Raw genomic sequence first — 24,185 nt, 5'->3', positions numbered from 1 at the left:
GACCGGCCGGGCATTCGATCACTTCCGCGATCTTGTCCCGCCGACAGGGAAGAAACTACCAACGGATGATCGAAAGACGAAATCGGGGCCACCAACGGCCCCCTGACGCGGCAACCCCCACCCCGGGCCGGCCCCGCGCCGCCGTTTCCGCACGGCCGTTCGCACACGCGCCCTAGGATCCGCCCCGGGGGAGGCCGCCGTGCCGCTGTGGTTCCGCGTGTCCGCTCCCCCGGTGGCGCGACCGCTCCGCCGTTCCTTCACCCGGGAGACAGACTCGGTGATGCACGCTCACTTCACGGCCCGAGACGGAACGGACCGAGCCGGAACGGCCCTAGCCGGGACGACCCGAGATCGGACGGGAGGGCCGGGCCGACGCCTGGGCCGGACCCTGCTGTCCACCGCCTCGGCGCTCGCCCTGGCCCTGCTGCCCGCGGGCCTCGGCGCCGCGCCGGCGGCCGCCCTCGACGGTCCGCCGGCGCCGGCGGACCTGACCGCCTCGCGCGGCTTCACGGACACCTTCCAGCAGACCACCGCGCTCGACACCGCGCCGTACTACGGGCTGAACCGCGAGCTCGACGCCCGTCAGTCTCCGCCGTCCGGGCTGCACGGGATCTCGTACACCCGGACCTCCGGCCGCTGGGACACCGTGACCCCGCCGACGCCGGACCACGTGCAGGTCAGCCACCCGGACCACCCCGACCGGCTGGTCTTCGCGCGCGGCCTCTCCGCCGTCATGCTCGGTGCCCCGGCCGTCGCCGACGCGAGCGGCCACTACACGGTCACCACGGTGGTCGACCCGGTCGTCGGCGACACCGGCGACGGGGACTGGGGCTCGATCGTCCTCAGCCGCGGCCACCGCGGCACCGGCTACGTCACCGGCAACGACGTGGACCTCGGGCTGACCGTCGCCTCGGACGGCCGGCTGAACCTCTTCCACGGCGGGGGCGGCGAGACGCCGTTCTGGTCCGGGTCGGTCACGCCGACGGCCCGGTACGCCGTCTCGCTCACCGTGTCGACCGGCACGGACCGGGCGGTCGTGCTGACGGTGAACGGCACGCCGTTCACCGTCACCGCGCCGGCCTCGGTCACCCGCTGGCCGGGCAGCGCCTTCCTCTCCCTCGGCGCCTACCTCTCCGCCCCGGACCGGGTGACCACCTTCGGGGACGGCGCGGGCCACGGCCTGAGCGTCAGCAAGGTCGACACCGGTGCCACCACGAGCGCCGGGACACTGGTCGACACCTTCGACGGCGCGCCCGCCGCCACGGCGGACTTCGGGCTCAACCAGGACCTCGGCGCCCGTCAGCCCGGCCTGGTCTCCGGCAACTACAGCGCCGTCTCCGGCGTGAAGGGCCTGGCCCGCACCCCGGCGGCGGGCTCGGTGCGGGTGAACAGCCCGGCCCACCCGAACGTGCTCTCCTTCCCCGGGGGCACGGCGGCGGTGCGCCTGAACAAGCCCGCCACCTCGGACGTGCCCACCGGCTCCTACACGGTGCAGGCCGTGCTGACCCCGGTGGCCGGCAGCACCTCGGTCCAGGACTGGGCCTCGCTGGCCGTCGGCAACGCCTCCGGCGGCACCGGCGCGGTCGACGCCGAGGACGTGGCGATCGGCCTGCGCGTGCAGGCGGACGGCGCGCTGGCCCTCTACCAGGGCGGCGCGGCGACCGCGCTCGCCCCGGTGAGCCCGGCGACCGGCTCCTACCGGGTGTCGGTCGCGGTGGCGAGCGGAGCGGCACGGCAGGCGACGGTGACGGTGAACGGCGCGACCGTGTTCGCCGGCCGGACCGCCGCCGAGCTGCCGCGCGACGGGTACGTGTCCCTGGGGGCGCACCACTCGGCGGCCGGCCGGGTCACGACCGTGGACGACCTGCGGATCTCGATGCTGGGCGGCCTCGGCCACTACGGGTACTACGACATCCGCGACCCGGACGACCCCAACTTCGGGACCAACCACGCGCCCGAGGTGGCACCGTGGACCAACTTCAACGGCTACCAGCGCGGCACCGATCCCCGGGTCGACTTCCTGGACCAGTGCCTGCCGGCGTCCTGCACCATCGACGTCAACAACGAGATGGTCATCAGGCGCACCGACGACCCCGAGAAGCTGACCCCGAACCCGGACGCCGCGCGGAACCTCGCCGGGCTCGTGCGGAGCATCGGCTCGAACATGGACAAGATCGCCGCCGTCGACCTGACCGACGAGGCCTACTGGCGCGGCCTGACCGCCGCCCAGGTCCAGACGCAGGCGGACCAGCTCAGGAGCGCCTTCCCGGGCAAGCTGCTGATCCTCAGCTACGACCGGTACCACCTCAACTCCGACCACCCGGTGCCCCGGGGCGTCGACATCGTCGGCTTCGACGACTACTGCGTGGGGCGCGGGGCCGTCCAGGACGAACTGGCCCAGCTGAAGCGCATCCTCAGCTCGCCCGACCAGCACCTGATGCTGTTCCCGGAGTCCCTCTCCATGAACGGGAACTGCCCGTCGGACGCGAGCGTGGCCGCGTTCAACGCCGGCTACCGGGCCGTGGCCGCGCAGGACCCGCGCGTCGTCTACCTGCAGAACTTCCGCTGGCTCGGCCCCGACCAGCCGAACTCCATGCCGCTGACCGTGGCCACGGAGCGCGCCATCGGCACGGCCGTCGTCAACGCGACGCCCACGAAGCCGGCCTCCTCCGTCGGCGCGTACCGGCGCTCGGACGGCACCTTCAGCGAGGCCGCCCACAACGGCGTCCTCCTCGGCTCGTCCGTGCTCGGCGGCGAGCACCGGGCCGACGACGTCCCGCTGACCGGCCACTGGAGCGGACCGGGCGTGGACACCGTCGGCGTCTACCACCGCGACACCCGGACGTTCGTGCTGTCGAACGACAACCTCACGCCCGCCGTCACCGTCCAGTTCGGGAACACCGGCGACATCCCGCTGGCCGGCGACTGGAGCGGGCAGGGCCGGAGCACGATCGGCGTCTACCGGCCGGACGACCAGACCTTCTACCTCACGGACGACAACGTCAACTTCCGCTACCGGATCAAGCTGGGCAACCCCGGATGGACCCCGCTGGTGGGCGACTGGGACGGCAACGGCACCACCACCGTCGCGGTGTACGACCCCACCACCCAGTACTTCTACCTGAACGACTCCAACGAGACGGAGCACATCCGGCCCCCGGTCAAGTTCGGCAACCCCGACGACGTCCCGGTCAAGGGCGACTGGGACGGCGGCGGCACCGACACGATCGGCGTCTACCGCCCGGGCGACCGGTCCTTCTTCGGCCGGGCCGCCGACAGCGACCTGGTGGTCTACAGCACGAAGTTCGGCGACACCGGCGACCTCCCCCTGGTGGGCACCTGGGGCTGACCGCACTCCGCGGGCCCTCCCTCCGGTCACGGCCGCGACCGGGGGGAGGGCCCGCGGGCGGGGAGACGCGCGGGGAGGGCCCCCGGGGAAGGCGCCCGGGGAAGGCACCCGGGGAGCACGCTCCGCACACGATCACGGCCTTTGACGGCCTGCCACGGGAACCGGCGCGGGCCCTTCCCCCGCACGGCCCCTTCGTTCACTGATCATTAACTGCGCGATGACAGTGTGTTAAGGCTGTGTGCGCACACCGTCCAGGCAGCGAACGGCTTTTCACTCCTATCACACCGTATGACTAGTATCGCTTCGTCAAAAGCTCGTGCCCCCGGACGGTTCGACCCCACCAGGCCGGCCGCCAGTCCCAAGGAGTCAGCTCTGCGCGCGCGTGCGAATCGGCGGCCCCCGACGCCGAAGTCCCCCCGCAGGCGTCCGCGCCTGTCCCTGCGGACGGCGCTGCTCGTCCTGGCCGTCGTCCCCAGTCTCGCCCTCGCCGCCCTCTGGGCGGTCACCAGCGGCCAGACCTTCCTCGACTTCCAGCGCCAGGCGGCCCAGGGCCTGCTGGCCCAGAAGGCCGGGCAGCCGTCCAACCACGTCTACTACAACCTCCAGGAGGAGCGCCGGCTCAGCGCCGAGGCGCTCGCCCGGCCCGGCAGCGTCACCGACGCGCTGCGCCGCCAGCGCCAGCTCACCGACGACGCGGTGCGCCAGTTCCAGGTGCTCTCCGGCGAGACCGCCGACAGCGCGCCCGCCGAGGTGCGCGACGCGGTCACCGAGGCGCGGCAGGCGATGGGCAAGCTGACGGAGCAGCGGGCCGCGATCGACCGCGCCGCCGTCGACCAGCAGACCGCCTTCGCCTACTACACCGACCTGATCGCCGTCGACCTGCGGCTGTTCACCGCCCTGAGCCACGTCGACAACGGCGAGGTCACCTGGATCTCCAAGACCCTGGTGGACGCCTTCTGGGCCAAGGAGATGCTGGCCCGCGAGGACGCCGTACTGGCCCGCGGCTGGCCGTCCGGCAAGCTCACCGCCGCCGACTACCAGCTGGTCCAGCAGTCGATCGGCGCCCAGGAGCACCTCTTCGAGGTGCAGGTCGTGCCGTACATCCCGGCCGGCGAGGCGGGCGCCTGGCAGGACCTCATGGCCGGCCCGGCCTGGCAGGCCAAGGCCGCCGTGGAGCAGTCCCTGCTCCGGGCCACCCCGGCGGACCCGAGCGGGGCCGTCAAGCTCCCGGCCTCCCAGGACCAGTGGCGTCAGGCGCTCGACCAGCTCAACCCGCAGCTGGTGAAGGCGATCGAGACCCGCACCGACGGCATCGTCGAGGTCGGCAAGGGCTCGTTCCTCTCCCTGCTCACCGCCTTCGTGCTGACCACCGTCATCGGCCTGATCGCGGTCGTCGCGGTGATCCTCACCAGCTGGCGGCTGACCCGCTCGCTGCGCCGCCGGATCAAGGTCCTGCACACCCAGGCCCAGGAGCTGGAGCGGACGCTGCCCGAGGTCGTGGAGCGCCTCTCGCGGGGCGAGCAGGTCGACGTCGAGGCCGAGAGCCGGGCGATCACCGCGGACCCGCACGGCAACGGCACCGACGAGCTGTCCCGCCTCGGCCAGGCGCTCAACCTGGCCCGCACCTCCGCGCTGGAGACCTCCGTCCGCCAGGCCGACCAGCACCGCGGCTTCGAGCGGCTGCTGCAGCGCATCGCCCGCCGGACCCAGCTGCTGATCGGTCAGCAGCTGCGCAAGCTGGACGAGCTGGAGCGCAAGCACGAGGACCCGGAGGTGCTGGAGGGCCTGTTCGACCTCGACCACCTGACCGCCCGGCTGCGCCGCTACGAGGAGAACCTGGTCATCCTGGCCGGCGGCCACCCCCAGCGGCGCTGGCGCAAGCCCGTCCCGCTGCTGGACGTGCTGCGGGCCGCGCAGAGCGAGGTGCAGGACTACCGGCGCATCATGCTCGACGTCGAGGGCCACCCGTGGCTCAACGAGCGCGCGGTCGGCCCGGTCGCCCACGTGATCGCCGAGCTGATGGAGAACGCGGCGAGCTTCTCCAAGCCGCCGACGCCGGTCGAGGTCCGGGCCGCGATGGTCGGCCGCGGGCTCGCGGTGGAGATCGAGGACCGCGGTCTCGGCATGGACCCGGAGCAGTACGACGCGGCCAACGAGCTGATGAGCCGTCCGCCGCGGATGGACGTGCTGGCCCGGGCGGACGACATCCGGCTCGGCTTCTACGTGGTCTCCCGGCTGGCCGCCAACTCCAATCTGAAGATCGAGTTCCGGCCGTCGGCCTTCGGCGGGACGCGGGTGGTCGTGCTCGTGCCCGACGAGCTGGTCATCGACGGCGACGCCGGGCTGCCGGACGCCACCCCGGTCGAGCCGATCCCGCTCGCCCGGCGCACCCGCAAGACGGGGCTGACCGCCCTCACCGCGGGCCAGGACCACGGCGCGCCGACGGACCCCGAGGCCACCCTGGCGACGGCGGTCGCGCCGGCGCCGCCGGCGATCGAGCCGCCGGAGACCGTGCTGGTCCCCTCGGCCGCCGCGCCGAACCCGGCCGAGGCGTTCGCGCACGTCGAGTACATCCAGCCGCCGACGCCCGAGCAGCCGGTCGAGCACAGCTCCCCGGTCGACGGCACGGCCGGCTACGGCAGCGAGGGGTACGGCACCGGCGGGTACGGCACCGGTGGCCACGTCGCGGACGGCCACGGCGGGGTCGAGTACGGCACCACCGGGTACCGCACGGACGGGTACCCGACGGCCGGGTACCCGACGACGGGGTACGCCCCGGACGCCCTCGGGGCGGACGGGTACGGGACCACCGGCTACGGCACGGAGGGGTACGGCGCGGACGCCCACGGCGGCTCGTACGACCCGTCGGCCGCCGGCACCACCGGGTACGACGCACCGGCCGGACCGGCTCACGACGCCTACGACGCCCTGGGCACACCGGACGCCCCGGGCACACCGGCCGCCCAGGGCTCCCCGGCCCAGGAGGCGCCCACGCCCGCCTACCCGGACATCGCCTACGCCACGGTGTCGCCCGCCGAGGCCCCGTACGCCGACGAGCAGTACCGCCCGGCCGACCACTACCGCCTCGCCGAACGGCGCGAGTACGCCTCCACGGTGCCGCTCAGCGAGCCGGCCGGCGGGCAGGCGCCGCTGCCGCAGCGGGTCCGCCAGGCCAGCCTGGCCGCCGAGCTGCGCGTGCCGCCACCGCCGCCGGAGGCCGCCGCCGAGCGCGTCACCGGCGCTCCGGGCATGCCGGGCTCGTTCGGCACGCCGATCGGGTCGGCCGGCGCGTTCCAGCGCCCCCCGCGCCGCTCGGGCGCGGCGATCGGCGCCTTCCAGCGGCAGTCCCGGGTGGCCCGCGGCCAGGACTCCGGCGAGGTCCACCTCCCCCAGCAGAGCGCCTTCACCGACCGCGGCCCCCACCCGGCGCCCCCCACCGGCCCCACCGGCTCCCCGACTCCCGCGCCCGGCCCGTCCCCCTGGGCCCTCCCCGCCGCGGACCCCCGAACCACTAGGACGGATGACCAGTCATGAACCGCACGATCGCCACCCACCAGGACCTGGACTGGCTGCTGGACGGACTCGTCGACTCGGTGGCCGGGACCAGGAACGCCGTGCTGCTCTCCGACGACGGCCTGGTCGTCAGCCACTCCCGCACCATCGAGCGGGCCGACGCCGAGCGGCTGGCCGCCGTCGCCACCGGCCAGCAGAGCCTCGCCCGGGGCGTCGGCCAGCTGTTCGACGGCGGGCCGGTGCACCAGGTGATCGTCGAGCTCTCCGAGGTCTGGCTGTTCATCATCGCCGCCGCGCAGGGCACCCACCTGGCCGTCGTCGCCTCCCAGGAGGTGGACGCCGAGGTGATGTCGGTGGCCATGCACACGCTGGTCCAGCAGGTCGGCCAGAAGCTCAGCACGCCGGTGCGCAGCGACTTCGACGCCTTCGCGGCCAGGAACCGGGGTTGATGCCCCGGTGATGCCGCACTGGAGCGAGGTGCCCGACGAGGACGAGGACGACGGTTCCGGCACGATGGTGCGCCCGTACACCATCACCCGCGGCCGCACCGCGCCCGAGCGCGACGACCTCACCATGATCACGGTGCTGACCACCGTCACGGACGAGGCCCGCGCCGTCCTGGCCCGGGGTTCCTCCCGGTCGGGCCCGCGCGGGCTCCAGCCCGAGCACCGGATGATCCTGGACCGCTGTCGGCAGCCGGCCGCCGTCGCCGAGGTGGCGGCCGCCCTGAACCTGCCGATCTCGGTCACCAAGATCCTCCTGGGCGACCTGATCTCCCAGGGCCTGCTGCTGGCCCGGGCCCCGCTGTCGGTGGCCCGGGCCGGCGGGGGCGTGGACCTCGGCCTGCTCACGGCCGTTCGCGAAGGACTCCGGAGACTCTGAACCATGGCACCGACCGCACCTCTTCCCTCCTCCTCCGCCCCCGGCACCCCCGCCGCGCCCTCCGCCGTGAAGATCCTCATCGCGGGCGGCTTCGGCGTCGGCAAGACCACCCTGGTCGGCTCGGTCAGCGAGGTCGCGCCGCTGCGCACCGAGGAGTACCTGACCCGCGCCAGCGTGGGCGTGGACGACCTGTCCGGCGTGGACAGCAAGGACACCACCACCGTCGCGCTGGACTTCGGGCGGATCACCGTCAGTCCCGACCTGGTGGTCTACCTGTTCGGCACGCCCGGGCAGGAGCGCTTCTGGTTCATGTGGAACGACCTGGTGAACGGCGCGCTCGGCGGCGTCGTCATCGCCGACACCCGCCGGCTGGACACCAGCTTCGCCTCGATCGACTTCTTCGAGAGCCGGGGCATCCCGTTCGTGGTCGCGATCAACTGCTTCCACGGGCACAACACCCGGACGCCGGACGAGATCCGGGCCGCCCTCGACCTCGACCCGCAGGTGCCGATGCTGCTCGGCGACGTCCGCGAGCGCGGCTTCGGCCGCGACCTGCTGCTGGCCCTGGTCGACCACCTGTTGGACCTCTCCGCCGCCCGGCCCTCGCCCGTCGGCTGAACCCGGCCCGACCCGGACCGGCTGCCCCCGACCGGCCGCCCCCCGACCGTTCCGACCGCTCCTTCGCGTTCCGACCCCTTTGGGAGAACCCCGTCATGACCTCACCCCTGCGCGTACTGATCCACGGCGGCGGCATCGGCGGCCTGACCCTGGCCACCGCGCTCGCCCGGCGCGGCCACCGGGTCGACGTGGCCGAGCTGCGCGACGGCCTGGAGGCGCTCGGCGTCGGCATCATCCAGCCCTCCAACGCCCTGCACGTGATGCGCGAGATCGGCGTGCTGGACGCCTGCCTGGCGGCCGGCTTCGCGTGGGAGGTGCTGACCATCTGCGACCCGGCCGGCGCCACCCTCGCCAAGATCCCGCAGCCGCGGATGGGTGACGCCCCGTCCAACAACGGCATACCGCGCCCCGCCCTGGCCGAGGTGCTGAGCGCCGCCGCCACCGCGGCCGGTGCCACGCTCCGCTTCGGCACCACGATCGACGACCTCACCGACGACGGCACGGGCGTCGACGTCACCCTGACCGACGGTCACCGCGACCGGTACGACCTGGTGGTCGGCTTCGACGGCATCGGCTCGCCGCTGCGCCGGCGCCTGTACGGCGAGGCGTACGCGCCCGAGTACACCGGCTTCGCCAACTGGCGGGTGACGCTGCCGCGCTCCCCCGAGGTGCAGGGCGTGGTGATGTCCACCGGGAACCTCAAGGCGAAGGCCCTGCTGACCCCGATCACCGACGACCTGATGTACCTGGGTTCGGTCTTCGCCGAGGCCGAGGACTTCCGCCCCGACCCGGAGCGCGCCCACGAGCAGCTCGCCGAGCGGCTGGCCGGCTTCGGCGGCCCGGTCGCCGAGGCGCTGGCGCTGGTCACCGACCCGGCCGCGGTGGTCTACTCGCGGATCTCGCAGGTCAGCGTGGAGGAGCCGTGGCACGTCGGCCGGGTGGTGCTGGCCGGTGACGCCGCGCACGCGAGCACCCCGCACCTGGCGCAGGGCGCGGCGATGGCGGTCGAGGACGCGCTGGTGCTGGCCCAGAGCCTGGACGCCGTCGAGGACCCCGCCACCGACGTCGCCGCCGCGCTCGCCGCCTGGGAGGAGCGCCGCCGGCCGCGCGCGATGTGGGTGCAGGCCCTCTCGCGGGCGGTCCTGAAGCAGGAGACCGGCACGCCGACCACCCCGGAGGAGGACGAGCTGCTGAAGGTCGGCATCCCCGGCGCCGCCCACGTCCTCGTCCAGCCGTACTGACGGCCGCCCCGTAGCGACGGCGGCCCACCGGGCCGGACCGGCCCCGCACGAGAACTCCCGTGCGGGGCCTGGTTGTTCGAAGCAGATCCGCCGGCTGGTCCGCACGGCCCGATCGGCCCGATCCCCTGTCGGCGGACGCCCCGCGCCCCTACACTGCGAGACCGGTCGATGTCCGGGGACGACCTTCGTCAGGGGTGGGCGGCATGAGTACCGAGAGTCTGAGACTTCCGCACGAGTACCGGGTGGCGAGCACGCGGATCGGGGGTTTCGCGTTCACCATCCTGCTGCTGTCGGGCGGGGCCCTGCTCCCGCTCTGGGCCGACGAGGAGTTCTCCTCCGGGACGAAGGGCGCCGGCACCCTGGTGATCCTGGGGCTCTGCCTGCTCCTGGTCCTGTCGGCCGCGCAGGCCGCGACCGTGGTCACCACGGAGGGCATCAAGGTCCGCGGGATGATCCGGCGCCGGCGGCTGGCCTGGGCCGACATCGAGGAGATCCGCAAGCAGCCCAACCCGAACGCCCATCTGGGCCGGGGCGCACCGCGGTTCCTCACCTACGCACACCTCGCGGGCGGCCGGAAGGTCCTGCTGCCGTTCGTGGACGACAAGCACGTGGTGGTGGACCGCGAGGTGGCCCGGCTGACCGAGCTCCTGACCCGGCACCGGCAGCAGCCCGACGACGCCGGATCGACCGCGTGAGCGGTACCACCGGCTGACCAGCGGCCCGGTCGGCCGGCCGACCAACGACCCGGCCGGCCGCCGGGACGCGGCTCAGCCCAGCCGGGCCGCCGGGAGCACCTCGGTGGCGAGCGGGCCGACGTCCGCCGGGGCCGCGAGTTCGGCGAGGTAGCGCTCGCGCGGGACGAGGCCGGCCCCGAGGGTGCGGACGTGGGGCGTGTCCCACTGGGCGTCCAGCAGGCGGCCGCCGGCTGCGGCGAAGCGGGCGGCGAGGTCGGCGACGGCGACCCGGCCGGCGTCGGCGCGGCGGTGGAACATCGAGTCGAGGCTGAGCACGGGCCCGGCACTGACCCCGAAGACCCCGCCGATCAGCTCCTCACCCTCCCAGACCTCGGCGCTGTGGGCCGCCCCGCGCTCCCGCAGTTCGAGCAGCGAGGACCGCAACCGCGCGGTGAGCCAAGGCGGTTGGCGCCCCTCCGCGCAGGCGGCGAGGACCTGCGGGAAGGCCCGGTCGGCGCTGGTGCGCCACCGCAGGCCGTTCCGCAGCCGCCGGGCGAGCCGGCTCCCGACGCGCACCCCGTCCGGGGCGATCACCGGACGGGGGTCGGGCGACCACCAGGCGAGCGCGTAGGGGTCGTCGTCGCCGCCGGGCAACAACGCCACCTCCCCCGCCGCCACCGCCTCCTCGAACCGGGCCTCGTTGAAGGCGCTGGCGTAGTCGTCGGCGGGCATCGGGAAGAGTCCGCGGCCGTAGGCCGCCAACAGCACGTCCGCCCCGAGCTCCGCGCCGAACGCCACCGGGCCGTCCCCCGGCGCCCGGTGCACGTCCAGCCGCTCGAACACCGCGCCCGGCCCGCTCACCGGCGAACCACCCCGACCGGAGGCGTCAGGAAGCCCTCCGCCGTCAACTGCTCCAGGTAGCGGTCGAGTAACGCGTCGTCCACCGCCGGCAGGTCGATCCCGCTGCCCACCAGCGCCTGTTCGGTGTTGGCCCGGTCGAACAGCGGGAACGTCGGGCGGAAGTACATCTCGCTGATGGAGAGGTCGGTGCCCGGACTGCGGTCCACGAAGAGCGGCACGAACGGGGTCATCGGGTGGGTGGGGTGCCCGGCGGCGAACCGGACCAGGTCCTCCACCCAGGCCTTGTACGGGACCCGCTCCACCCGGTGGCCGCGTGCCCGCAGCCGGTCGGCGAGGTCGGCGAGGAGGGCCGGGCGCGGCGAGGTCACGTGGTAGACCTCGCCGATCGCGGGGGCGTGGCGGGCGATGTGCGCGACGGCCCGGCTGAACCGGTCGGCCGGGACGAAGTCGAGCAGCAGCCGGACGTCCGGGCAACTCCCGCTGTCGGCCATGTACTTGATCAGGGCACAGATCTCCGTCCCGGTGTTCATCACCCCGGTGGCGAGGTCCCCGGTGACGTCGTTCGTCCGCAGCACGGTGACCGGCAGCCCGGCCGCCGCCGCGTTGTGCAGCAGCTGCTCGGCGACCCACTTGCTCTCCACGTAGCCGACCGCGAGCCGCTCCGGGTGGGCCAGCGGCGTCCGTTCGGTCACCTCGCCGACGCCTGCCGGGCCGAAGCCGGCGAGCACGGCGAGTGTGGAGAGGTAGTGCACCGGGATGCCCCGCGAGTGTCCGGCCAGCCGGACGATCTCCCGGGTGCCGCCGACGTTGGGACCGCGCAGCTGGTGGTAGGGGTAGATGAAGTTGACCTGCCCGCCGAGGTGGTGGATCGCGTCCAGGCTCTCGGCGAGCGACTGGAAGCGGTGCTGGGACAGCCCGAGCAGCGGTTCGGCGAGGTCCCCGACCAGCGGGACCACCCGGCTGTCCAGCACGTCCTGCCCCAGGTACCGCTGCTGGGCGCCGCGGATGCGCTCCAGGGCGTGCTCCTCGTCGGGGGCGCGGACCAGGCAGTGGACGCGCGCCCGGGTGGTGTCCAGCAGGGCGTCGAGCAGGTGGGCGCCGCAGAAGCCGGTGGCACCGGTGAGCAGGATCTCGGCCGGCTCGGCGCGCGAGGGCGCGGGGCGCCAGGACTGCCGGACCGGGGTGCCGAGTTCGGCCTCGGCCCGCCAGTCGACGGCCGCCTCGCCGAAGCCGTTGCCGCCGGAGCGGGCGGCCTGGGTGGCGGTCGCGAAGGCCCGCAGGGTGGCGTCGCGCAGTAGTGAGCGGGTGAGGTGGCGGATCCGGGTGACGTCGATGCCGAACATGATCCGGGCCCGGGCCAGCATCTCCATGGCGAGCAGCGAGTTGCCGCCGAGGGCGAAGAAGTCGTCGGCCGGTCCGACCTCCTCGACGCCGAGCAGCTCGGACCAGAGGTGGGCGACGGCGGGCTCGATGGTGCTGCCGCCGCCGTCGAGGAGCGCGCCGGCGCCGCGGCGGGCGCGGTCGGCCACGTCGGCCCGGGTGCCGGCGCCACGGGCCTCCACCGTGCTCCCGCCGTCGCCGTCGCCGTCGCCGCTCGCGCGCCGCTGGAGCTGCGGCGCGGTGCGCGGCAGCCGGCGCCGGTCGATCTTGCCGGCGGCGGTGAGCGGCATGCTGTCGAGCAGCACGAAGTCGGCCGGGACCATGAAGTCCGGCAGCCGCTCGGCCAGGTACGCGCGGATCCGGGCGCGCCGGGCCTGGGCGCCGGATCCGTCCCGCCCGGCGAGCGTGTAGTAGGCGGTCAGGACGTGCGCGCCGTCGGCGCTGCCGTCGGCGGCGACCCGGGCCTGCCGCACCTCCGGGTGGGCGGCGAGCACCGACTCCACCTCGGCCGGGTCGACCCGGTAGCCGCGGACCTTGACCTGGTCGTCGAAGCGGCCGAGGATCTCCAGCTGGCCGTCGGCCCGCCAGCGCCCGGCGTCGCCGGTGCGGTACATCCGCTCGCCGGGCACGGGCGCGTAGGGATCGGGCAGGAAGGCCTCGGCCGTGAGCCCGGGGGCCCGCCAGTAGCCGCGGGCCAGACCGGGGCCGCCGAGGTAGATCTCGCCCTTCTCGCCGGGCCGGACCGGGCTGAGCCGGGCGTCCAGCAGGTGCAGCCGCACCCCCGGCAGCGGCTTGCCGATCGGGACGGGGGCCGCGCCGGCCCCGACCCCGCCCGCCGGCCCCAGCACGGCCGCGGTGATCTCGCAGAGCGCGGACGTGACGGCCGCCTCGGTCACCCCGTAGGCGTTGACCAGCCGGACCCCGGGCAGCCGGGCCAGGCAGTCCCGGCAGTCGTCGGTGTGCACGGTGTCCCCGCCGACCACGACCAGCCGCAGGCCCGCGGGGGCCGGACCCCCCTCGGGGAGCAGCGCGAGCACGTGGTGCCAGTAGGCGGGCGTGAGGTCGGCGACGGTCAGCTCCAGCTCGCCCATCCGGTGCACCAGTTCGGTCGGCGCCCAGGTCCGCGCGCCGCCGAGGACGAGTGTCGCGCCGCTCAGCAGCGTGGCGAAGACCTGCTCCAGCGAGGTGTCGAAGCCCAGCGCGGCGAGTTGGAGGACCCGGTCACGCGGGGTGAGCCCGTAGGCGCGCATCACCCGGTCCAGCGTGAAGACCAGCGAACGGTGCGTGACCGGCACGCCCTTGGGGGTGCCGGTGGTGCCGGAGGTGTAGATCAGGTAGGCGAGGTCGTCGGGCGCGGCCGTGTCCGCCACCGGGTCGGGGCCCGGGTCCGTACCCGTGCCCGCGCCCGGTTCGCCGTCCGCCCGTCCGTCGACCGCGATCGCCGGGGCGCCGGCGAACCGCCGGCCGCGCGCCGCGACCACCACCGCGGCCCGGCAGTCCTCCACGAGCTGCGCGAGCCGCCGCTGCGGGTGGGCCGGATCCAGCGGCAGGAACGCCCCGCCGGCCTTGAGCACGCCGAGCCAGGCCGTCACGAGGTCCGCGCCGCGCTCCAGGCAGACCGGCACCACCCGCTCCGGCCCGATGCCCCGGGCGCGCAGCGCGGCGGCCAGCCGGTCGCTGCGCCGGTCGAGCTCGCGGTAGCTCAGCTCGCCGTTCTCGGTGAGCACCGCGATCGCGTCCGGATCATGGGCGGCGCGGGCCCGGAACAGCCCGTGCACGGTGTCCGAGAACCCGGCCCGGGACGGTCCGCGACCGGCCCCGCCGGGCCCCGGGAGGCCTAAGCCGCCCCAGCGCCACTCACGCTCGACGTGGGCCCGGCACTCCTCGCGGGAGGCCGGGCCGAACACCGTGCGCCAGCCACCCGGCACGGTGAAGTCACCGGGCCAGATCGCGTACTGACCGTCTTCGTTCCGCACCACGGCGTGACGTCCGGAACTCACATCCGAACGTGCGCCCTGTGCGCTGTCGACTGCATCGTCCACCGGCTTGACCTCGTGCGTTGGCGGCAGAATGCTGGGAGGTGCGACATTTCCGACTATACGCACTCAAGGCCTATTTCGAACGTCCGGCCGCAAGCCACCGGACGCACGAGGCCGCTGCCCGAAAACTGTGGGCACCCCCGGCCGGAGGCCCCGCACGACGCCTCCGTGGCGATTCCCGAGCCCAACCCCCAGAACTCCGAGCCCAACTCCGAGCAGAACGAGCGGACCTGCGCACCGCGGGATCCGCCCCACCCGAAGTCACCGCCGGATCGGCGCGGTGATGTCGCGGAGGAGGTAGCCTCCTTGACACGTCGGCGACAACGCCTGATGGTCTGTTACCTGTCGTGGATGGTGCTGTTCACCTGCATCTACTACAGCAACCCGACCCAGCGGATCATCTGGTGGACCGGCATCGGCCTCGGCGGCGTCGCGGCCATCGTGATCGGTGTGCACCTCAACCGCCCGGCGCACCCGCTGTTCTGGTACCTGCTCGCACTCGCCAACCTCAGCTTCACCGCCGGCGAGGTCGTCCAGGTCGTCCAGATGCAGTTCCTGCACCTGGGCAGCCCCTTCCCCTCCGTGGCCGACGGCTTCTACCTCGCCGAGTACCTGCTGTACGCGGCGGGCGTGCTGGGCTTCATCCGCTGGCGGACGGCCCATCAGGACCGCGCCAGCCTGCTGGACGCCCTCATCCTCACCATGGGCCTGGCGCTGCTCGCGTGGATCTACCTGATCCTCCCCTACGCCCGGAACCCGGACCTCAGCTGGTTCCAGAAGGCCGTGTCGATCGCCTACCCGCTGGGCGACGTGGTGGTCCTCGCCCTGCTGCTGCGCCTGCTGGTGCCACGCGGCGGCGGCAGCCGGGCCCTCCAACTGCTCACCGTCGGGACCATCGGCCTGCTGATCTCCGACATCCTGTACGGGCTGATCCTGCTGCACGGCAACTGGCACATCGGCACCCCGGTCGACCTCGGCTGGGCGGCCTTCTACACCGCCTGGGGCGCGGCCGCCCTGCACCCCTCGATGGTCGAGCTCACCAAACCCGTCCCCAGCCAACAGGTGGACCTCGGCCGCGGCCGGCTCGCCCTGCTCGCCGCGGCCTCGCTCGTCGCGCCGACGATCCTGATCGTCGAGTCGATCAACGGCAACACCCACAACGCCGGGGTGATCGGCGCCTTCTCCGCACTGCTCTTCCTGCTGGTGCTGGCCCGCCTCGCGCTCGTGGTGAGCGCCCGGCGGGAGGCCATCGCCCGCGAACGGGTCCTGCGCGAGGCCGGCGCCTCGCTCACCGCGGCCGTCACGGTCGAGGAGGTCGCCGACGCCGTCCAGGCCGCCGCCTCCACCCTGATGCCCACCGAGCTCGGACACGTCGCCCTGCTCGCGGTCAGCGAGGCCGGCGTCCTGCACATCCGGCACGCCGAGCGCGGCCCCGCCCAGCACCACGCGCGCGACGGCTCCGACTCCGACGAGGTGCTCGCCCTCGCGGCCGTCCGCGAGACCCGGTTACTCCCCGTCGAGGACATCGGCACCGACCTCGCCGCGCGCTTCGACGGCATGCCCTGCGCCCTGCTCTGCCCGCTCACCCTGGCCGAGCGCCCCTCCGGCGACCCGCTGATCGGCGCCCTCATCGTCACCGGCACCGAGCAGGAGCTGACCAGCCTCTGGAGCTCGCTGGAGATCCTGGCCGCCCAGGCCGCGCTGGCCGTCGAGCGGGTCATGCTGAGCCAGGAGATCACCCGCCGCAACAGCGAGGCCTACTTCCGCACCCTGGTGCAGAGCGCCAGCGACGTCATCCTGATCCTCAACACCGACGACGGCGTCCGCTACGCGTCCTCCTCCGCCGAGCGCGTGCTCGGCTACTCCGACCTGGACGGCGTGCTGATCACCGACCTCGTCCCGCCCGAGGACAGCCGCGCCGTCGGCAGCGCGCTGGCCCGGATGCGGGGCCTGGACGGCAGCGGCACCCGCTCCGGCAACGACCGCGAGCCGCAGCGCGAGCACTGGCGCCTGCTGCGCCAGGACCGCACGCCCATCGAAGCCGAGGTCCGCTGCAACGACCTGCGCGGGGATCCGACCGTCGGCGGCCTGGTGCTCACCCTGCGCGACGTCACCGAGCAGCGGCAGATGGAGCGCGAGCTCACCCACCGGGCCTTCCACGACTCCCTCACCGGCCTGGCCAACCGCGTGCTCTTCCAGGACCGGGTCGGCCACGCGCTCTCCCGGGGCGAGCGCAGCGGCGCGGTCACCGGCGTCCTCTTCATCGACCTGGACGACTTCAAGGTGGTCAACGACACCCAGGGCCACGCGGTCGGCGACGAGCTGCTGGTCGCCGTCTCGCTGCGGGTCTCCACCGCGCTGCGCACCTCCGACACGGCGGCCCGGCTCGGCGGCGACGAGTTCGCGGTGCTGGTGGAGGACGCGGTGCGTCCGGCGGACGTCGGCTCGATCGCCGACAGCGTGCTGGCCGCGTTCGTCGAACCCTTCAAGCTGAGCGCGGGCGCGGTCCGGGTGACGGCGAGCATCGGCGTGGCGACCACCGAGGACAGCGTGGACGCGGCGGAGCTGCTCACCCACGCCGACCTGGCGCTGTACTCGGCGAAGTCGGCCGGCAAGCGCCAGTGGTGCCACTACCAGCCCGCGCTGCAGGCCGGCCTGGTCGAGCGGCACGAACTGAACGAGAACCTGGACACCGCGATCGCCGAATCGGCGTTCAAGCTGTACTACCAGCCGATCGTCGACCTGGCGACGGGCGACCTGGTCGCCTTCGAGGCGCTGGTCCGCTGGCCGCACGACCGCCGCGGCATGGTCCTCCCGGACGAGTTCATCGCGCTCGCGGAGGAGAGCGGCCAGATCGTGCCGCTCGGCGCCTGGGTCCTGGAACGCGCCGCCCACGAGGCCGCCGGCTGGCAGCGGCTGACCGCCGACCGCCGCCGCGCCGACGGGCGGCCCCCGCTGCGGGTCAACGTGAACGTGTCGGCCCGGCAGTTCCGTGACGCCGGCTTCGTCGACGTCGTGCGGGGAGCGATCCGGGCCTCCGGAATCGACCCCAACGGGCTGGTGCTGGAGCTCACGGAGTCGGTCCTGATGCGCCGCGACGAACGCGTGCACACCGACATGCGCACGCTGGCCGACCTGGGCCTGGGCATCGCGATCGACGACTTCGGCACCGGGTACTCCTCGCTCTCCTACCTGCGGGAGTTCCCGATCTCGATCCTGAAGATCGACAAGTCCTTCATCGACGGGCTCGGGATGTCGAAGCAGCAGTACGCGCTGGTCGAGGGCATCACCAGGATCGCGGACACGCTCGGCGTCCAGGTCATCGCCGAGGGCATCGAGAACACCGAACAGCGCGACCTGCTCGCCGCCATGGGCTGCCCGCTCGGCCAGGGCTACCTCTTCGCCCGGCCGCTGACGCCCGACCAGGCCGGCGCCCTGGTCCGGGGCGAGGCCGACCTGGCGGGCGTCCGGCGGACGTGACGGGCCGGCGGGCCGGCCGGCGCGGGGCACGCCGGATCAGGCCCGCGCGCCCTCCGGCGGTACCTCCGTGGTGCTGACCACCACCCCGGCGGTCAGCGTCCGGTGCACCGGGCACTTCTCCGCGATCTCCAGCAGGCGCCGGCGCTGTTCGGCGTCGAGGGCGCCGTCCAGCCGGATCTCCCGGGTGATCCGGTCGACGAGCCCGTGCCCGCTCTCGCACTCCGCGCAGTCCTTCGCGTGCACCCGCTCGTGGCGCAACGCGACCGTCACCTTCTCCAGCGGCCAGCCCTTGCGCTCGGCGTACATCCGCACCGTCATCGAGGTGCAGCTGCCGAGCGCGGCCAGCAGCAGGTCGTAGGGGTTCGGCCCGCTGTCCTCGCCCGCCGGCGCCGGCTCGTCGGCCACCAGCTCGTGCCGGCCGGCCCGGACCCGCTGCCCGTACCGGCCGACGCCGTTCTCGCTCACCACGACGAGCCCGCGCTCGGGCTGCTGCTGTTCCATCGTCATCCCTCTTCTGCGGATCCGGTCCTGCCCTGTGACGCCCCCACTCTCCCGCACGGCCGCCGGTGCCCGGCACGCGGCTCCGGGGCGGGAGGCTCGGGGGGCGCGGGGGGGCTCACCGGGCTCCGGGGGCCGAACCGGGCGCGCGGAGGTGGCGTGCGAGGAACCGCTCCGCCTGCTCCGACTCCGCGGCGGGCACGTCCCCGTGCCCCCCGGGATGGGCGTGCAGCGTCTTCTCCCGGGAGCCGAGGGCGTCGAACAGCGCGAGACCCGCCTCGCGGCGGACCAGTCGGTCGTCCCACTGCAACAGGAACCGGACCGGAACGGTGACCCGGGCCGCCGAGGCGGTCAGCGAGTCGTCGCCGGCCAGGCCCACCACGGCGGCGGCGATCCGCGGTTCGGCCGCGACCAGCGGCAGGCCGATCACGCTGCCCAGCGACAGCCCCCAGTAGCCGACCGGGTGCTCGGCGCCCACCGGGTCGAGCGCGCGGACCGCGTCCAGCACGGCCCGCCACTCCGGCACCGCCCGCGCCGCGAGGGCGGCCGTGTGCCCGGCGATCCCCGGGCTCAACGGCTCGCCCGCCGCCAGCAACGCCCCGATCTCCGCCTCGAACCACTCGTCCCGCGCGGTGCGCGGCCGGTCGCCGTGGCCGGGCGCGTCCACGGCCGCGACCGCGAAGCCGTACTCCGTCACCAGCCGGCGGGCGCGCGCCGCCATCGCCAGGGTCCGGCTGTGCCCGCCGCCCCCGTGACCCAGCAGCACCAACGGGCGGCCGCCGACGGCGGCGGCGGGTGACCAGAGGACGCCCGGGACGTCGCCGAGGGTGAAGCGGCGCTGCGAGACCCCGTCCGAGGCCGTCTCCGCGAGGAAGCGCATGGGTGGATGACCTTTCGGGCCGCCGCCCGGACACAGGCGGTCGATGTGCACAGGCGGTCGAGGTAACACAGTCGATCATGTGCACGGGAACCGTACCCGAGACCTCCCGCGGCCGGGCACCCGGCCGTTCCGGCGGCCGACGGCGCGACAACTCCCGGGTGTCGCGGGGGTTTGCCGCACGCCGGACGGGCAAGGCGAGGGCCCGGCGGCCGCACCGGCGGACCGCCCCCGAAAGGAGCGGAGATGGAGGCTCTCCAGATCGTCGTCGTCGCGGTCGTCGCCGCGGCCGCACTCTTCGCCGTCCTGGCTCCCCGACTGCGCTCGCGCAGGCTGCGCGCGCGGTTCGGGCCGGAATACGACCGCGCCGTCCTCGCCCACGACGGCGACGTCCGCGCGGCCGAACACGACCTGACCGACCGGCTGGCGCTGCGCCGCCGGGTGAAGACCGTCCCGGTCGAGGCCACCGACCGGGACCGCTACCTGGCCGAACTGCGCGGCCTGCAGGCCCTGTTCGTCGAGGATCCGCGCCAGTCCGCAGTCCGCACGGCGGGGCTGCTCGACTCCCTGCTCACCGACCTGGGCTACCCGGACGAGGACCGTCCGGAGCTCCTCTCCGTCGACCACGCCGCCCGGGTGCCCGCCTACCGCGACGCCCGCCGGACGCTGGACGACCCGGGCGCCGACAGCGAGGAACTGCGCCGTTCCGTGATCGCCGTCCGCGACCTGGTCGTGGCGCTGCTCCACGACGAGCACAGCGGCGTACCCGTCCGGCACTGACCGGCTTCCAGCCGTCCGGCAGCGGTCCGATCGGCACGGTCGGCATCGGTACGGCCGGTCTTCGTACGGCCGCTGTTCCTACGGCCGCTGTTCCTACGGCATCCGCACGACGTCAGTCCGAGGAGGAGACATGACCCGAATCGAGCAGCACCGCAGCGGAAACGGCCCGAGCGACGACGACCGGACCGGTCACGGCCGGGTCCACCGCGCCGACCCGCGCCACGCCGGACCGCGCCCGGGCGACCGGGCCGCGGGCGGGCCGGAGCAACGGCCCGCCCGGTCCGGCAACCCCCGGCACGCCGCCGGCCACGAGCCCGCACCCGCACCCGGCCGGACCCGGGCCGACGACCGGCCGGACGGCGCCGCGCTCCAGGTGTTCCCGGCGGTCCGCGAGCCCGAACCGCCTGCCCCGGCCGCCGTCCCCGCCGCCCCGGCGGCGCCGCCCGCCCCGCCGCTGATGCCGCAGGCTCCGACCACCCCCACCGGTGAGACCGTCGCGCCGACCGCCCCCGGCCGACCGGCCGGCGGCCTCGGCCCCTGGCTGGACGCACAGGCCGTCCAGGAGGCACGGGCCGACTGGGAGCGCGCCCAGATCGCCTTCGTGGACGATCCCGCCGGCTCCGTCGCCGCCGCCGACGGCCTGGTGGGCCGCACCGCCGACCTGATCGCCGAGGCCGTCCGCCGACGGCTGGAGGACCTGCGCGAGGGCTGCCGCACCCCGGACCAGGAGGCCGGGGCCCGCACCGAGCAGCTGCGGCTGGCGATGCGCGACTACCGCACCGTCCTGGACCGACTGCTCACCTGACCGACCCCACCCGGGGCGGCCGCGTCCGGCCGCCCCCAGCACGGGAAGGAGACCGCCATGGGTATCGGCGGCTGCATCATCCTGTTCGCCCTGGGCGCGATCCTCGCCTTCGCCGTCGACTGGCACCTGTCGGGGGTCAACCTCGACGTCGTCGGGGTCGTCCTGATGGTCGCCGGCCTGCTCGGCCTGGTCGTCTATGCCCGCGCGCTGCGACGCCGCCGCCTGGTGGGCTCGCGTGCGGTCGACCCGGTGGTCGAAGAGCGCCGCTACTACGACGGCGCCTGACCCGGTGAACGCCCTTGTGCCGCCGGACGCCCCCACGCGCCCGGCGGCACAAGGGCGTTCACGAGCACGGCCGGAGCCGGGGCGGCCCTCAGGAGGCCGCGCGTCGGCCCGGGGTGGCGAGGAGCAGCGACGGACCCTCCACGGCCAGGGCCGTCAGGCCGGTGGCCGAGCCGGAGGTGTGCACCTCGCCCGGCTCCCACCGGACACCGCCACCGGCCGAGACGGACACCCGCCGCCCGTCGGCGCCCGCCACCCGGCCCTCCCCCGCGATCACCAGGAACAGCTGCGCCACCGGAGCCGGATGGGCGCCGATCGTCCCACCGGGCTCGACGGCCAGACAGGTCGGATGGACAGCCCCCTCCCCGGCCGCGACCGGGGTCGCGGTGGCGCCCACGCTGTCGAAGCGGTCGACGACCTTCTCCGCACGGTCGAAACGGAACATCTCCAAGAGGGTCTCCTCGCCCTCGGGTGTCTGGCACCGGCGCTGTTCTGTGACGCGGTGTCTCCGCGCACCGGCACCCGCCCGGTGGCCGCCGGGCCGCTACCAGGCCGGTCGCGGGTCCTGGGGGCGGGTCGAGAACCCGGCCGGGACAGCGCCGCCGACGTCCGTCCGCCAGAGGTATCCCGGGCTGGGCGGGAATGCGTGGGTCGCGGGTGCCGGGCCGAGGTACCGCTGGGTCAGCGGCTCCATCACCTCGTCCGCGTACATCGCCAGCACGATGACCTGCGCCATTCTGCTCATGCTGGAGTATCGCCGCACACCGCCGGGCCACGGCGACCGGGTTCCGCACCGGTGAACGGCACGGTGGGTGATGGGGGGTATGGCTCCCCTCCGAGCGGCGGCGTGGGCGGTGCGGGTCGTCAGGAGAGGCGCCGCCAGCGGGCGGAGGCGAAGGAGAAGGCGCCGAAGAGCAGCAGGCCGGCGGCGGTCGGAGCGAGCAACCAGGGGCCGGCCGGGGTGGTGGCGAGGCTGCGGAGGGTGTCGTCGAGGCCCTTGGCCTGCTGCGGGTCGTAACGGACGGCGGCGGTGACGACGAAAGCGCCGGCCACCCCGAAGACGAGGCCGCGCGCGGTGTTGCCGGCGACACCGCAGACGGTGACGGCCGTCCGGGTGCGCGGCCCCATCGCCGCCGTGTCCAGCCGGTCCAGGAAGCGGCGCCGCAGGGCCCGGGCGGCGATACCGACGCCGATCCCGGCGAGCACCAGGCCCGCCGCGCCGACCAGGTGACGCCCGGCCGGCAGACCGAGGGCGGAGGCCGTCCAGTCCTTGGAGGTGTCGTCGCTGCTCGACCGTCCGCCACGGCCCAGCGCGAACGCCGCGGTTCCCCAGCAGACGGCGCCGTAGAAGAGCGCGCGGCCGACGTTCAGGACCCGCTTGCCCGGCTTGCCGTCCTTGCCGCGCCCGAACACCACCGAACCGGCCCGCCACAGCGCCATGCCCGCGAAGCCGGCGACGAGCAGCCAGAGCACCGCCCGGCCCAACGGCCCGTCCGCCACCGTGCGCAGCGCGCCCTCGCGGTCGGCCTCGTCGGAGCCCCTGCCGAAGGCGATCCGCAGGGCCAGGTAGCCGACCAGGACGTAGACGACGCCCCGGGCCGTGAACCCCGCGCGCCCGGCACCGCTCAGTGCGCGGTCCGCCGTGTCGCCGGCAGCCGGTCCCCCGCCCGCCGTCCTTCCGTGCGCTCCTGCGGCCACGTCGGCCCCCTTCACCGGCGGGCGCCGTCCGCGCCCGGTCTGCCGGGGCGTCTGCCCGCCCGCCCCCGTGACACGCGTCCGAAGCCGGGGTGACGGGGCTGCCCGTTCGACCCGGGCAGCCCCGGAGCTTCAGCTGGACGGGTGCGGGTGGCCCAGGTGGGGGAAGACGGGGAGCAGGTCGACGTGCGGGGGGATGTGGTCGCTGGTGATCTTGCCGCCGGAGACCATGGCCAGCCGGGCGGAGGTCACGTCGTCGACCAGCGTCCGCCCGTTGGGGTAGATCGCCGGGCGGGAGCGGTCGTAGCGCAGGATGTCCGGCAGGACGAGCTTCAGCGTCTCGGTGGCGGCGTCGGCGGTGTAGTCGCCGGTGTGCTGGAGGACGGCCGTCCAGGGCTCGCGGTACTTCGCCCAGTCGTCGGACGGCTCGCCCGTGTTGTAGGCGTCCTTGACCTCCTCGGCGTTGAAGTACGCCGTCAGGGAGGGGTGGGCGCCACGGTCGACGGAGATCAGCTGACCGTCCTGGTGGAGGCTGACCCGCGCCCAGACGCCGATCGTCGGGTCCGGCCCCAGTTCGGCGTCCGGCATCTCCAGGGCGATGCCGAAGACGTTCGCCTCGGCCATCGCGTCCTTGCCGGTCCAGGTGAAGTTGTTGACGATCCCTTCGAGGTCGGCGAAGAACGGGTCGCTGCGCAGGCCCACGGAGAGCTTGTAGCCGTTGGCCTCGACGACGTCGGGCGCGTCACCGAAGGCGACCGGGACGTCGGCGAAGAGGACGTCACCGGTGGCCTCGTGCTTGCGGGCGGCCTCGCCGGTGGCCCGGTGGACGGTGACGGTCTGGGCACCGGCTTCGGGGTCGGAGAAGGTGAAGGAGTAGGCGACGTCCGCCTGGTCGTCCCCGTCGTTGTCGATGTTGATCCGGTAGACGGCGTTCGGGTGGAACTCCTTCGCCTGGGTCGGCGCGTACGGGTTCACGTTCATGATGAGCACCGTCCGGCCCGAGGCGTCGGCCGCCGGGAACGCGAACAGGTCGGTGAGGTCGAGCCGGGCGTCGCCCCGGGGAGAGCGGAGGTTGGGACCGCTGAGGTGGTGGGACATGGCGCTGGGCTACCTCGTCTCTGCGTTCCCCCCTGGCTGTCGGCTCTGTTGCTACCAGCGGGGCCCGTACAAGAGGGGGAGGCCACCCGTACAGAACCCGGCCGTCCGCCGAT

The 24,185-nt window shown here is 74.4% G+C and carries 19 protein-coding genes; 11 read left to right on the top strand and 8 right to left on the bottom strand.

Translation table 11 applies throughout. The features are described from left to right. Positions 1-280 precede the first annotated feature (280 nt). The 7 genes from ACIQTO_RS21185 to ACIQTO_RS21155 all read left to right on the top strand — a co-directional run bounded on the left by ACIQTO_RS21185 (position 281) and on the right by ACIQTO_RS21155 (position 10,298). On the top strand, positions 281-3,349 hold the full coding sequence (locus ACIQTO_RS21185) for a hypothetical protein (RefSeq protein ID WP_402390073.1): 3,069 nt from the start codon (positions 281-283) through the stop codon (positions 3,347-3,349). Positions 3,350-3,637: 288 nt separating this feature from the next. Continuing rightward, positions 3,638-6,883 (top strand): nitrate- and nitrite sensing domain-containing protein, encoded by a 3,246-nt coding sequence (locus ACIQTO_RS21180; protein WP_402390070.1) that lies wholly within the window; start codon positions 3,638-3,640, stop codon positions 6,881-6,883. Continuing rightward, the gene (locus ACIQTO_RS21175; protein ID WP_329490371.1) at positions 6,880-7,311 is read left to right on the top strand and encodes a roadblock/LC7 domain-containing protein; all 432 of its coding nucleotides are present in this window, start codon (positions 6,880-6,882) and stop codon (positions 7,309-7,311) included. Before ACIQTO_RS21180 ends, ACIQTO_RS21175 begins: the two co-directional genes overlap by 4 nt. A gap of 7 nt (positions 7,312-7,318) precedes the next feature. Continuing rightward, positions 7,319-7,744, top strand: coding sequence for a DUF742 domain-containing protein (locus ACIQTO_RS21170; RefSeq protein ID WP_402390067.1), 426 nt, complete (start codon positions 7,319-7,321; stop codon positions 7,742-7,744). A 3-nt stretch (positions 7,745-7,747) separates the two neighbouring features. Continuing rightward, positions 7,748-8,362 carry a GTP-binding protein gene (locus ACIQTO_RS21165; protein WP_402390065.1) on the top strand — a complete coding sequence of 205 codons (615 nt, stop codon included), beginning with the start codon at positions 7,748-7,750 and terminating at the stop codon, positions 8,360-8,362. 95 nt (positions 8,363-8,457) lie between these two features. Then, a complete protein-coding gene (locus ACIQTO_RS21160; RefSeq protein WP_402390062.1) occupies positions 8,458-9,603 on the top strand; it encodes an FAD-dependent monooxygenase in 1,146 nt (381 codons plus the stop codon). A 203-nt stretch (positions 9,604-9,806) separates the two neighbouring features. Then, complete coding sequence (locus ACIQTO_RS21155) at positions 9,807-10,298, top strand: PH domain-containing protein (RefSeq protein WP_402390059.1); 492 nt, start codon at positions 9,807-9,809, stop codon at positions 10,296-10,298. A gap of 72 nt (positions 10,299-10,370) precedes the next feature. Here ACIQTO_RS21155 and ACIQTO_RS21150 read toward each other — a convergent pair whose 3' ends face one another. Then, positions 10,371-11,138 (bottom strand): leucyl/phenylalanyl-tRNA--protein transferase, encoded by a 768-nt coding sequence (locus ACIQTO_RS21150; protein ID WP_402390056.1) that lies wholly within the window; start codon positions 11,136-11,138, stop codon positions 10,371-10,373. Then, positions 11,135-14,518: an amino acid adenylation domain-containing protein gene (locus ACIQTO_RS21145; RefSeq protein WP_402390053.1), complete on the bottom strand. Its 3,384-nt coding sequence runs from the start codon at positions 14,516-14,518 to the stop codon at positions 11,135-11,137. Before ACIQTO_RS21145 ends, ACIQTO_RS21150 begins: the two co-directional genes overlap by 4 nt. Positions 14,519-14,863: 345 nt before the next feature. On the opposite strand from ACIQTO_RS21145, the gene ACIQTO_RS21140 reads away from it, so the two are divergent. Next, positions 14,864-18,037 carry a putative bifunctional diguanylate cyclase/phosphodiesterase gene (locus ACIQTO_RS21140; protein ID WP_402390050.1) on the top strand — a complete coding sequence of 1,058 codons (3,174 nt, stop codon included), beginning with the start codon at positions 14,864-14,866 and terminating at the stop codon, positions 18,035-18,037. Positions 18,038-18,073: 36 nt separating this feature from the next. Here the strand turns inward: ACIQTO_RS21140 and ACIQTO_RS21135 are convergent, their stop codons facing one another. Together ACIQTO_RS21135 and ACIQTO_RS21130 are read right to left on the bottom strand one after the other, a co-directional pair. Further along, the gene (locus ACIQTO_RS21135; RefSeq protein WP_402390047.1) at positions 18,074-18,538 is read right to left on the bottom strand and encodes an OsmC family protein; all 465 of its coding nucleotides are present in this window, start codon (positions 18,536-18,538) and stop codon (positions 18,074-18,076) included. A 115-nt stretch (positions 18,539-18,653) separates the two neighbouring features. Then, positions 18,654-19,415, bottom strand: coding sequence for an alpha/beta fold hydrolase (locus tag ACIQTO_RS21130; RefSeq protein ID WP_402390045.1), 762 nt, complete (start codon positions 19,413-19,415; stop codon positions 18,654-18,656). A gap of 243 nt (positions 19,416-19,658) precedes the next feature. Here ACIQTO_RS21130 and ACIQTO_RS21125 point away from each other — a divergent pair, with 243 nt between their 5' ends. The 3 genes from ACIQTO_RS21125 to ACIQTO_RS21115 all read left to right on the top strand — a co-directional run bounded on the left by ACIQTO_RS21125 (position 19,659) and on the right by ACIQTO_RS21115 (position 21,282). Then, entirely contained in the window at positions 19,659-20,192 is a 534-nt protein-coding gene (locus ACIQTO_RS21125; RefSeq protein WP_402390042.1) for a hypothetical protein, read from the top strand. Positions 20,193-20,322: 130 nt separating this feature from the next. Beyond that, positions 20,323-20,997 (top strand): hypothetical protein, encoded by a 675-nt coding sequence (locus ACIQTO_RS21120; protein ID WP_402390040.1) that lies wholly within the window; start codon positions 20,323-20,325, stop codon positions 20,995-20,997. Between the two features lie 57 nt (positions 20,998-21,054). Beyond that, positions 21,055-21,282, top strand: coding sequence for a DUF6458 family protein (locus ACIQTO_RS21115; protein ID WP_380572260.1), 228 nt, complete (start codon positions 21,055-21,057; stop codon positions 21,280-21,282). A gap of 88 nt (positions 21,283-21,370) precedes the next feature. Here ACIQTO_RS21115 and ACIQTO_RS21110 read toward each other — a convergent pair whose 3' ends face one another. From ACIQTO_RS21110 to ACIQTO_RS21095, 4 genes are all read right to left on the bottom strand, one after another. After that, the gene (locus ACIQTO_RS21110) at positions 21,371-21,724 is read right to left on the bottom strand and encodes a cupin domain-containing protein (RefSeq protein WP_402390240.1); all 354 of its coding nucleotides are present in this window, start codon (positions 21,722-21,724) and stop codon (positions 21,371-21,373) included. 99 nt (positions 21,725-21,823) lie between these two features. Next, positions 21,824-22,015, bottom strand: a complete 192-nt coding sequence (locus ACIQTO_RS21105; protein ID WP_402390036.1) for a hypothetical protein — start codon at positions 22,013-22,015, stop codon at positions 21,824-21,826. A 128-nt stretch (positions 22,016-22,143) separates the two neighbouring features. Continuing rightward, complete coding sequence (locus ACIQTO_RS21100; RefSeq protein ID WP_402390034.1) at positions 22,144-22,977, bottom strand: DUF1206 domain-containing protein; 834 nt, start codon at positions 22,975-22,977, stop codon at positions 22,144-22,146. A 129-nt stretch (positions 22,978-23,106) separates the two neighbouring features. After that, the gene (locus tag ACIQTO_RS21095; RefSeq protein WP_402390030.1) at positions 23,107-24,072 is read right to left on the bottom strand and encodes a DUF4331 family protein; all 966 of its coding nucleotides are present in this window, start codon (positions 24,070-24,072) and stop codon (positions 23,107-23,109) included. Between the last annotated feature and the right edge of the window lie 113 nt (positions 24,073-24,185).

The organism is Kitasatospora sp. NPDC091207 (assembly GCF_044768625.1).
GTDB lineage: Bacteria > Actinomycetota > Actinomycetes > Streptomycetales > Streptomycetaceae > Kitasatospora.
Note: the sequence above shows the minus strand (reverse complement) of the source record. Positions and strands in the feature narration are given on the sequence as shown.